This window comes from Bacteroides salyersiae WAL 10018 = DSM 18765 = JCM 12988, assembly GCF_000381365.1.
Taxonomy (GTDB): domain Bacteria; phylum Bacteroidota; class Bacteroidia; order Bacteroidales; family Bacteroidaceae; genus Bacteroides; species Bacteroides salyersiae.
In genome coordinates, this window is record NZ_KB905467.1 from 347858 (window position 1) to 358757 (window position 10900).

Here is a 10900-nt window from a genome sequence, read left to right on the forward strand (position 1 = left end):
GGCATATCTTCTACCTTCTACCTTCCAACTCCTAACTTCTAACTCCTAACTACCAGTTTCTAATTTTAAAAACATAAAAACGATGAATAACTCATTGAAATCATTTTTATTGATGATACTGGCAATGCCGGTTATCATTCCTGTTACGGCACAGCAACAGCCTGAATGGCAGAGCCAGTATGCCGTGGGGTTGAATAAATTGGCTCCTCACACTTATGTGTGGCCTTATGGCAGTGCTTCGGAAGTACAAAAAGGTGCTTATGAGCAATCTCCTTATTATATGAGCCTGAATGGTAAATGGAAGTTTAATTGGGTAAAGAATCCAGATAATCGTCCGAAAGATTTTTATAAACCTGCTTTCTATACCGGCGGATGGGCAGATATTGATGTTCCCGGTAACTGGGAACGCCAAGGGTATGGTACGGCTATTTATGTTAATGAGGCCTATGAATTTGATGATAAGATGTTCAATTTCAAAAAGAATCCTCCTCTGGTTCCTTATAAAGAGAATGAGGTAGGCTCTTACAGGCGAACCTTTACCGTTCCCGCCGGATGGGAAGGGCGTCGTGTCGTTCTTTGTTGTGAAGGAGTTATTTCCTTCTATTATATATGGGTAAACGGTGAGTTTTTGGGATATAATCAAGGATCTAAGACAGCTGCGGAATGGGACATCACAGATAAACTGGTAAATGGGGAAAATACGATCGCACTTGAAGTATATCGTTGGAGCTCAGGATCTTATCTGGAATGCCAGGATATGTGGCGTTTGAGTGGAATTGAGCGGGATGTGTATCTTTACAGTACTCCGAAACAGTACATTGCCGATTATAAGGTGACTTCTGTTCTTGAAAAGGAATATTATAAAGAGGGGATATTTAATTTGGATGTGACGGTTGCCGGTCCTGCATCGGGGATAGCTTCCATTGGTTATACACTGAAAGATGCTTCGAATAAAACGGTCCTGCAAGGAAGTCAGGATATAAAGTCGCGCGGATTGAGTAACTATATTACATTCGATGAACAGCGTATTCCCGATGTGAAAAAATGGAGTGCCGAATATCCGAATTTGTACACGTTAATATTGGAATTGAAAGACGCGAGTGGAAAGACTACCGAAATAACAGGTTGTGAGGTTGGTTTCCGTACTTCCGAAATAAAAGACGGACGTTTCTGCATCAACGGTGTACCTGTATTGGTAAAGGGGGTCAACCGTCATGAGCATTCCCAGTTGGGCCGTACAGTCAGCAGAGAATTGATGGAAGAAGACATTAAATTGATGAAGCAACACAATATCAATACCGTCCGCAACTCTCATTACCCGACCCATCCTTATTGGTATCAGCTTTGCGACCGTTATGGCCTTTATATGATCGACGAAGCCAATATCGAATCGCATGGTATGGGTTACGGTTCTGCTTCTCTTGCCAAGGACAGCACATGGCTTACGGCACATATGGATCGTACGCACCGCATGTACGAGCGTTCAAAGAATCATCCGGCTATTGTTATCTGGTCTTTAGGCAACGAATCCGGAAATGGAATTAATTTCGAACGTACGTATGACTGGTTGAAATCGGTAGAAAAGAATCGTCCTGTACAGTACGAACGTGCGGAGGAAAATTATAATACGGATATCTATTGCCGCATGTATCGGAGCGTGGATGTGATTAAAGATTACGTGTCCCGTAAGGACATCTACCGTCCTTTCATCCTTTGCGAATATCTGCATGCCATGGGCAACAGTTGTGGCGGCATGAAGGAATACTGGGATGTGTTCGAAAGTGAACCGATGGCCCAGGGTGGTTGTATTTGGGATTGGGTCGATCAGTCGTTCCGTGAAATCGACAAGGATGGTAAGTGGTATTGGACTTATGGTGGTGATTACGGTCCGAAAGATATTCCCAGTTTTGGTAATTTCTGCTGTAACGGACTTGTAAATGCCATTCGCGAACCTCATCCCCATCTGTTGGAAGTGAAGAAAATCTATCAGAATATCAAGAGCACATTGATTGGCAAGAAGGATTTGACGGTTCGTGTGAAAAACTGGTTCGATTTCTCCGATTTGAATGAATATGTATTGAATTGGAATGTAACCGGTGATGACGGAACGATAATTGCCGAAGGTACGAAAGAGGTTGCTTGTGCTCCTCATGCGACGGTAGATGTTACTTTGGGAGATGTCAAACTTCCGAAAACGCTCCGCGAGGCTTATCTTAATTTGAGTTGGAAACGGCAGGAAGCCACCCCGTTGGTAAATACCGATTGGGAGGTAGCTTATGACCAGTTTGTACTTCCGGTATCTAAAAATGCTCGTGGATACAGACCGGATAAAGTCGGAAATACGACTTTTACGGTTGATAAGGCAACAGGTGCTTTGAATTCTCTTTGTCTGGATGGAGAAGAGTTATTAGGGAGTCCGATGACACTGAGCTTGTTCCGTCCGGCCACAGATAATGACAATCGCGATCAGATGGGAGCTAAATTATGGAGGGCTGCCGGATTGGATGCGTTGACTCAAAAAGTGGTTTCCTTGAAAGAAAGCAAAACATCGACTACTGCACAGGTCGATATCCTGAATGCAAAAGGGGAGAAGGTGGGCGATGCTACTTTTGCCTATACGTTGAATCGTGACGGCTCTGTGAAAGTACGGACCACGTTCCAGCCCGACACGACATTGGTAAAATCAATGGCCCGCCTGGGGCTGACATTCGAAGTGGAGGATGCATACGACCATATAACTTATTTGGGAAGAGGTGAACACGAAACCTATATCGACCGGAATCAGTCGGGTAAAATCGGCATTTATGAAACGACTCCGGAGCGTATGTTCCATTATTATGTGGTACCTCAATCTACGGGAAACCGTACGGATGTCCGTTGGATGAAACTGACGGATGATGCCGGTAAGGGTTGTTGGGTAGAGTCGGATTCTCCGTTTCAGTTTAGCACCATTGCTTTCCCGGATGTAATGGTGGAGAAAGCGCGCCATATCAATGAACTGGAACGTAATGGAAAGATAACCGTACATCTGGATGCCAAACAGGCAGGTGTAGGTACCGCAACTTGCGGGCCGGGAGTGCAGTCACAGTATCTGGTTCCATTGACAAAACAAACTTTTGATTTCATTATTTATCCGGTGAAGAATAGAGAATAATAGAAGGTAATTATATATTGCCTTACAGTGTGAATCCTTGTTAAGCAGTAGGATATATGAAAATATAAACCCTCTATAAATTGTATAATCGTTTATAGAGGGTTTTGCTGTAAGATAGTATAAGTCGCCTTGCTTAAATAAACTGGTAAATACTTTTAAGAAGAAAGTTTAAATATGCTCTAAGATGAGGGTATATCCAAATGGATGGGTATACCCTATGCGTTATAATTAAAAAATACCATTTGTTATTATTTTCACTTTTTAATGTTTTCGATCTTTTGCATGATTTTGATATTTTAATTTATGTAAAATTTGGTTTCATACCATAAAAGCAATATATTTGTTGACTAAACTATTCTAAATCTATAAAATACAATGAAAAAGATACTTGTATTTTTCATGTTGGCGGTCACTTTGATTACTTATGTACAAGGGGTGACCATATCTTCTTCGTACATCAGTGATATCACGTTAGATGGAGTTCCGGCTGTTATTGAGAACACTCATGGGGAGGAACGTTTATTCTTCGCCATAGACCCTGACAAAGGATCTGCATTTACAGCAATCCTTAGTTGTCCGGGAGCGACACAAATCCTGTTCGATGGACAGAATATCTCCACCGACAATCCTGTAATAACCGTTGCTGACTATGCGACGGGTAACCATACCCTTTCTGTGACTCGTGAAGGAATACAGCGTACATGGCGATTGATGTTCACCACGCTGCCGATTATCTGTTTCGATTCAGACTTGGAAGCAATGCTTGCCGTGCGTAACAGTGAAGATTTGTATTATCAAAATCCCCGTAAAAAAACAGATGGGCATATCGTGATTGTCGATCCTCTGAAACGTACGGATGGTGAATATGTATTTAGCCAAAACACAAAATCCCGCATTCGTGGTGCGACATCGGGTGGATATAGTAAAAAATCATTCACTGTTAGCCTGTATGATGATGCTTACGAAGATAAGGTAGATGCCACCGTTCTCGGTATGCGCGATGATGACGGATGGATTCTCGATGCAATGTATGCCGACCATGCACGGATGCGTAACCGCTTGTTGTTTGATATTTGGAACGATATGGACGATCTGCCTTACGACAAAGACTCTGATAAACCTTTTCAGGCCAATGGCACCCACGGCATGCATGTCGAGATACTGTTCAACGGTTCATACTTCGGGCTTTACTGCCTTACCGATAAAATCGACCGTAAACAGCTTAATTTGAAGAAATCGCGTACCGATTTCGACGGTAATTACGCGGGTTCCCGTGGCATATTGTGGAAGGGGAGATTCATGCAAGATATCTGTACTTTTAACTCATACCCCAAAGAATATCCTGCTGACACATTGTATTGGGGATATGTTTCTCAGGAATATCCCGACGACAATAATTCTCAGGCTAATTGGGAACTGCTCAAGCAATTCATCGACCTGATTTCTCCGGCCAATAATGGGAAATACGATGAAGGAGCCAAAGGACGTCTCACGGCAGCATTGCCCCAATGGATTTATATTGACAATGTGGTCAATTATCAGATATTCGGCGAAGTATTTTGCCTTCAGGATAACTGGGGTAAAAATCTGCTTTACAGTATCCGTAATTTGGAGAAAGGGCATAATATTCTTTTCACTCCTTGGGATCTGGATGCAAGTCTGGGGCGCACTGCCGGTGGAGGCATTCACGGAACCGATGACCCCAAATGGCACCCTTTCGGAGAACAATGCTCCCCGAAAAACGGTATGTATTTCACTCTTTTGCAGCATAATCCTCTTGAATATAAAACTCGATTACGTAACCGTTGGAATATGCTGAAAGATAACCTCCTCTCTCCCGATGCGGTATATACGCGCATGAAAACTTATGCCGACAAACTTACCAATAGCGGTGCATGGACACGGGAGAAAGCCCGTTGGCCCGAACATGCCGGAGACGTGTACGAAGAAATAGATTATATGAAATCGTATTTTGAAATTTATCACGACCTCTTCGAAAAAGCGGTGGCAAATTTCCCGACGGGCATAACGTCACCCGCTATGGACGAGTCAGATGACATCCTGCTGGTTTATACCGGTACAGGCAGCATAAACGCCAGTGTTTCCGACCCTAATAATAAAGGTGTAATTTCTGTGTTCAACGGGGCAGGACATCTCATTACCTTTTCGGAAACATCACAGTTGCAAATTGACGGATTGGTACCTGGTATATATTGTGTGCAACTCAGGTTTGCTAACCGGATTCTGGTTCAAAAAGTGGTTGTGAGAGAGTAGGGGGGACGTCGACACATTACCAGAAACAATTTAGAACGATTGCTGAATGATCATGAGGGATATTCTGAATGTATATAGCCCGATAACGCTCGACGAGATGAGTGGAATAAGTTTGATGAACCGGACGGATACCAAATTTGTTACCGGCATTGAAAGGGTTCGTGAACTGTTGTTTATGGCAAAGAACGATTATTTTGTACAGCAAACCGGTGGAATGCGGATATTGTCATACTATTCGGTGTATTTTGACACAAAGACATTCGATATGTACGTAGCCCATCAAAATGGTAAATTGAATCGCCAGAAGATACGTATTCGTTCGTATGTCGACTCGGGAGACAATTTTCTTGAAGTGAAAACAAAGAACAATCGTGGACAGACTGATAAAAAACGCATACCTGTCGATGCATTCGATCCGTTTAAACCGCAATACAACATTATATTTTCCGGTGACGTTTATGACGATAAACCAAACTGTGTCGATTTTCTCAAAGAATATCTCTATTATTCTCCCGTCACACTTAAGGAGTCGCTTGAGATTCGTTTTGATCGTATCACTCTCGTGAATAAGAAAAAGACCGAGCGACTGACAATTGACATGAATCTGAATTTCTTAAACACATATACTGGCATTACAAAGTCCCTCGAAAAACTTGCCGTAATTGAGCTCAAACGTGACGGATTAGTATATTCGCCCGTTCTTGAAATGCTTCGTACTTTGCGTATTTTGCCGATGGGATTCAGTAAATATTGCATAGGGTCGGCTATTACTAATCTGGCTTTAAAGCGTAATCGGATTCTCCCGAAATTGCGGCAGATTGAAAAGATATCCGTAGTTTGATGTACAAAATGACTATTTAGTAAAGCATCGATAAAAATACAGAATAACACATTTATCAAATATAATTTTTACATAATGGAAGATATTGAAACTTTAGATTTACTGGGAACACCGTTGATGGAAGGATACAATCTGGTCACCATGCTATTGAGATTTTCATTCAATATGCTTGTGGTGTGGCTCATGATTCATTGCCTCTATTACCCTAAGAGCAGACGGAGAGACTATTATTTCACATTTATGCTCATCAGTATCAGTATCTTCTTTCTGATTTTCCTGCTCGGTGGCGTGAAACTGAAAATCGGATTTGCACTCGGACTGTTTGCTATTTTCGGAATAATACGTTATCGTACGGAGTCTATGCCGGTGCGGGAAATGACGTATCTGTTTTGTATCATAGCAATATCGGTTATAAATGCTCTTGCCATCACAATAAGCTATGTCGAACTTGTTGTAACGAATGTCATATTCTTATTGGCCACATGGCTCTTTGAAAGTTACATACTACTGAAGCATGTATCGACGAAACTGATTCAGTATGATCGTATTGCGCTTATAACGCCCGACAAGCGTCTTGAACTGATAGCCGACTTGGAGCATCGCACAGGGCTGAAAATTAAATCGGTTGAAATCGGTGCGATTGATTTTCTGCGTGATATGGCGATAGTGAAAATACATTATGAGACAGATCATATGGGCGATAACAGTATTAACAACGAACTTAAACTATCTCGTGAAGAATGGACAGATGTAGAAAGACAATAACCTGTTATGCCCGTATTCCGATTCTTGTGGCAATATTCGTCGTTGGGTTGCTTTGGCCGACAAGTGTAAAAGCGCAATCTTCCGATTTCGGCATATGGTCGGCGGTTGGGGTCGAAAAGAAAATTAACAAGAAATGGAATGTCGGTGCGGAGACCGAATTTCGCACCCGTAACGATTCGAAGACACCCGAAAGATGGAGTTTCGGAGTGGATGGCAGCTATAAGTTAATGCGTTACGTCAAAGTTGCTGCTGCTTACAGCCTGCTTTACGATAATAACAAAGAGAAAATAACGTGGAATCCCGACGGTAACTACAACAATTGGCGTCCGTCTTATTGGGGAGTACGCCATCGCTTTTCCTTTTCCGTGACCGGGAATGTCGATATAGGAAGGTTGAAACTTTCATTGCGCGAACGCTGGCAGTATACTTATCGTCCGTCGAAGATTACCGAACGCTATGATTTTGATAATGCGCAATGGGAGACTACTGAAGTTCGTGGCAAGGGGCGGAACGTTTTACGTTCGCGATTTCGTGTAAGATACGATATTCCTCATTGCAAGCTCGATCCATATACTGATATTGAGTTGTTTAATTCGTGGTCACTGACTAAAATGCGCTACACTATCGGTGCTGATTATAAAATAAGGAAAAGACACGTTATCGGTCTTTATTATCGATGGCAGAACATTACCGGTGACGATGATGATAATCAGCCGGATTGTCATATTCTCGGTATGGGTTATACGTTTAAATTTTAAGATATGTATAAATTCTATTCAATAATAATATTTGTAGTCATGGCGGTATTTACGTCATGTGAGAATGATGACACCGATTTCAGTCATATCATTGATGGGGCTGAAGTTGAAGTGAAAGATATCGAATTTGATTCTACGCCACTTGACGAGGGAGTCGAAAACATTCCCTCTGACGATAACGACTACGTTGAAAACAGTGATTTTTATTCTGTTGTCAAAGTCGATTATCGTGGGATGACTGCTGTAGTGAGCGGTGATGTCGATATGGTAACCGTATTTGTCGAAGGTGCACATGTCACTATCCATTCTTATCGGCACAACATCGAGTATGTACTTAAGGGTTCGAGTGATAACGGTTCGTTCAAAATTTACAGCGACTACAAAATGAAAATCACATTGGATGGCGTTGCATTGCATCATCCTTCGGGTGCCGCTCTCAATAATCAGTGCGGTAAGTCACTCTATCTCGTACTTGCGCCCGGCAGCGAAAATACTCTCAGCGACGGTGATCATTACATAATGTCCGGCAATGAAGATATGAAAGGGGCTTTTTTTAGTGAAGGGCAAATTATATTCAGTGGCTCGGGAATTCTTAATGTAAAAGGGGGGTATAAAAATGCCATTGTCAGCGATGATTATATCGTGTTTCGTCCCGGTAATGTGATTAATGCCGGCAGCACAGCTGGTCACGGCATTAAAGCTAATGATGGGGTGAAGATAATGGGGGGAGTACTCAATGTGGAAGTGACTGTAGCGGCAGCCAAAGGCATTAATTCCGAGTATGATGTGATTGTGCGCGGAGGACGTACCACGGTTATCACATCGGGCAATCCGCGTGTTAAGAGTGATGATAGCAGCAGTTGTGCAGCAGTAAAATGTGACGGCTCATTCATCATGACTGCGGGAATGCTTAACCTCAAAAGTACCGGTGAGGGAGGTAAGGGTATCAATTCCGATAAAGACATTTCGATAATATCCGGAGAACTCAACGTTGTGACACTCGGCGACAAAGGTGTGGCATCGCCCAAAGGCGTTAAAGCGGACGGCGACATCACTTTCGGAAAGGCGGACATATATGTTTATAGTAAAGTGGGCCGTGCCATCGATGCTTTCGGCTCATTTACATTTGGTTCTGACTACGCTTCACTTATCGACAGTAAACATTTCTTTGAGATAAAATATTAATAAACCCTTAATGCCTAATATTGCTTTTGTTTAATATTTTTTGAAAGCAAAATTGAAACAAGTCAATCTTTTCTATTTTTTAAAAATATTTTGTTCGGAATAGTATAATTTCATTTGAAATCTTATAGTTATAGACATTTTTGGAAAATAAAAAAATAGTTTTAGACATCATTTTGTATTTATCATCGTAAGTTTGCAATAATATTCAAATATTTGATGATATCGATTCGATATAAAAGTGTTGTATAGCTTTCTGGAGAGATAATAAACTATAAAAATAGAAATTATATTGAAATATGTTGAGTATATGTGAAATGTTCGGGCTTTCAACTAATGGGAAATCGTATGAGGCCTGTTGAGTGAAGTTGATAGATGAAGGAGGGAAAATATATTGAGTAGGATTGAATTCTTGGTTGCGGCTTAGTACTTTTCCTTTTTCAAATGTAATATTATTAAAGAAAGTGTGTTATGTCAATGAATTGGAATGTAGTGGAAAGATAACTTTGTATTAAGGAAATAGTGTTGACGGTTTATCATTGAATAGTAGAGAAAATCCATTCATGACAAAGAATATTTCTGTAATTTTGGAACTGGATAGTATAACGTAATGGATTTTTAAAATTGTAAAGTGACTGGCATTGTAACTATTTTGTAAATTTCCCAATGGAATATATGTGGTAAAGTTATATTAAACTTAGGTTGACTACCTTTTGTAAGGTTAAATAGATGAATACTATGAATAGAGATAAAATATTGGAGAATAATTCTTCTCGACTTGCTTCATTAGATATATTACGGGGCTTTGACTTGTTTCTTCTTGTTTTTTTTCAACCTGTGTTTGTAGCATTAGGGCAACAATTAGATTTGCCTTTTCTGAATAGATTAGTCTATCAATTTGACCACGAAGCGTGGGTTGGATTTCATCTTTGGGATCTTGTAATGCCGCTTTTTTTGTTTATGACAGGGGCTTCGATGCCTTTTTCTTTGTCTAAATACAAAATTTCTTCTGCCGGCTGCCAGTTTGTCTATCGTCGGATTTTTAGGCGGGTTGTTTTGCTATTTTTATTTGGTATGATTGTTCAGGGCAATCTGCTGGGATTTGACAGTCAGCATATTTATTTATATTCTAATACATTGCAGGCCATTGCTGTAGGGTATCTCATAGCTGCTATTATCCAATTGCATTTTTCATTTAAGTGGCAGATTATAATAACCTTGTTACTACTTCTGGTATATTGGATTCCTATGACATTTTGTGGCGATTTTACACCCCAAGGAAACTTTGCAGAGCAAGTAGATAGATGGGTTTTAGGCCGTTTTCGAGATGGAGTTTATTGGAATGGAGATGGTACATGGAGTTTCTCACTTCAATATAATTATACGTGGATTTGGAGCAGTCTGACATTTGGAGTAACTGTAATGCTTGGAACTTTTGCCGGAAAACTAATGAAAGAGGGGGAGGCGAACCGGAAAAGGGTAGTGAGGATATTGTTGATAACCGGATTGATTTTGATAGGTGTAGCAGTGTTGTGGAGTTTGCAAATGCCTGTTATAAAGCGTCTGTGGACAGGCAGTATGACATTGTTGTCCGGTGGATATTGCTTTTTGTTAATGGCGTTTTTTTATTATTGGATTGATTATAAAGGCCGTATCTGGGGGCTGAACTGGTTGAAAATATATGGAATGAATTCCATTGCGGCTTATCTGTTGGGTGAAGTGATAAATTTTCGGTGTGTTGCAGCTTCGGTGAGTTATGGGTTGGAACAATACTTGGGTGATTATTATCAAGTATGGTTGACTTTTGCCAATTACCTTATTCTCTTTTTCATTTTGAGGGCCATGTATAAATGTGGATTATTCCTTAAGGTTTAATAAGTGGATGTAGTGGAGAAATGATATATTGGCGGAATGTAGAAAGTAAAA

At 40.9% G+C, this 10900-nt stretch carries 7 protein-coding genes; all 7 read left to right on the top strand.

Features of this window, described 5'->3' with window-relative positions; all coding sequences use genetic code 11:
- Positions 1-82 precede the first annotated feature (82 nt).
- The 7 genes from HMPREF1532_RS12775 to HMPREF1532_RS12805 all read left to right on the top strand — a co-directional run bounded on the left by HMPREF1532_RS12775 (position 83) and on the right by HMPREF1532_RS12805 (position 10849).
- Positions 83-3154 carry a glycoside hydrolase family 2 TIM barrel-domain containing protein gene (locus HMPREF1532_RS12775; RefSeq protein ID WP_005930129.1) on the top strand — a complete coding sequence of 1024 codons (3072 nt, stop codon included), beginning with the start codon at positions 83-85 and terminating at the stop codon, positions 3152-3154.
- A 375-nt stretch (positions 3155-3529) separates the two neighbouring features.
- On the top strand, positions 3530-5428 hold the full coding sequence (locus HMPREF1532_RS12780; protein WP_005930132.1) for a CotH kinase family protein: 1899 nt from the start codon (positions 3530-3532) through the stop codon (positions 5426-5428).
- Positions 5429-5474: 46 nt separating this feature from the next.
- On the top strand, positions 5475-6269 hold the full coding sequence (locus tag HMPREF1532_RS12785; protein WP_005930135.1) for a polyphosphate polymerase domain-containing protein: 795 nt from the start codon (positions 5475-5477) through the stop codon (positions 6267-6269).
- A gap of 75 nt (positions 6270-6344) precedes the next feature.
- The gene (locus HMPREF1532_RS12790; protein ID WP_005930137.1) at positions 6345-7034 is read left to right on the top strand and encodes a DUF4956 domain-containing protein; all 690 of its coding nucleotides are present in this window, start codon (positions 6345-6347) and stop codon (positions 7032-7034) included.
- Positions 7010-7792 carry a DUF2490 domain-containing protein gene (locus HMPREF1532_RS12795; protein ID WP_005930141.1) on the top strand — a complete coding sequence of 261 codons (783 nt, stop codon included), beginning with the start codon at positions 7010-7012 and terminating at the stop codon, positions 7790-7792. Before HMPREF1532_RS12790 ends, HMPREF1532_RS12795 begins: the two co-directional genes overlap by 25 nt.
- 39 nt (positions 7793-7831) lie before the next feature.
- The gene (locus HMPREF1532_RS12800) at positions 7832-8977 is read left to right on the top strand and encodes a carbohydrate-binding domain-containing protein (protein WP_005930143.1); all 1146 of its coding nucleotides are present in this window, start codon (positions 7832-7834) and stop codon (positions 8975-8977) included.
- Positions 8978-9712: 735 nt separating this feature from the next.
- Positions 9713-10849 carry an acyltransferase family protein gene (locus HMPREF1532_RS12805; protein ID WP_005930146.1) on the top strand — a complete coding sequence of 379 codons (1137 nt, stop codon included), beginning with the start codon at positions 9713-9715 and terminating at the stop codon, positions 10847-10849.
- Positions 10850-10900 lie beyond the last annotated feature (51 nt).

Excerpts from the sequence above, each read along its gene's own strand:
- HMPREF1532_RS12775 (WP_005930129.1), top strand. The coding sequence starts at position 83 with ATGAATAACTCATTGAAATCATTTTTATTGATGATACTGGCAATGCCG.
- HMPREF1532_RS12780 (WP_005930132.1), top strand. The coding sequence starts at position 3,530 with ATGAAAAAGATACTTGTATTTTTCATGTTGGCGGTCACTTTGATTACT.
- HMPREF1532_RS12785 (WP_005930135.1), top strand. The coding sequence starts at position 5,475 with ATGATCATGAGGGATATTCTGAATGTATATAGCCCGATAACGCTCGAC.
- HMPREF1532_RS12790 (WP_005930137.1), top strand. The coding sequence starts at position 6,345 with ATGGAAGATATTGAAACTTTAGATTTACTGGGAACACCGTTGATGGAA.
- HMPREF1532_RS12795 (WP_005930141.1), top strand. The coding sequence starts at position 7,010 with ATGGACAGATGTAGAAAGACAATAACCTGTTATGCCCGTATTCCGATT.
- HMPREF1532_RS12800 (WP_005930143.1), top strand. The coding sequence starts at position 7,832 with ATGGCGGTATTTACGTCATGTGAGAATGATGACACCGATTTCAGTCAT.
- HMPREF1532_RS12805 (WP_005930146.1), top strand. The coding sequence starts at position 9,713 with ATGAATAGAGATAAAATATTGGAGAATAATTCTTCTCGACTTGCTTCA.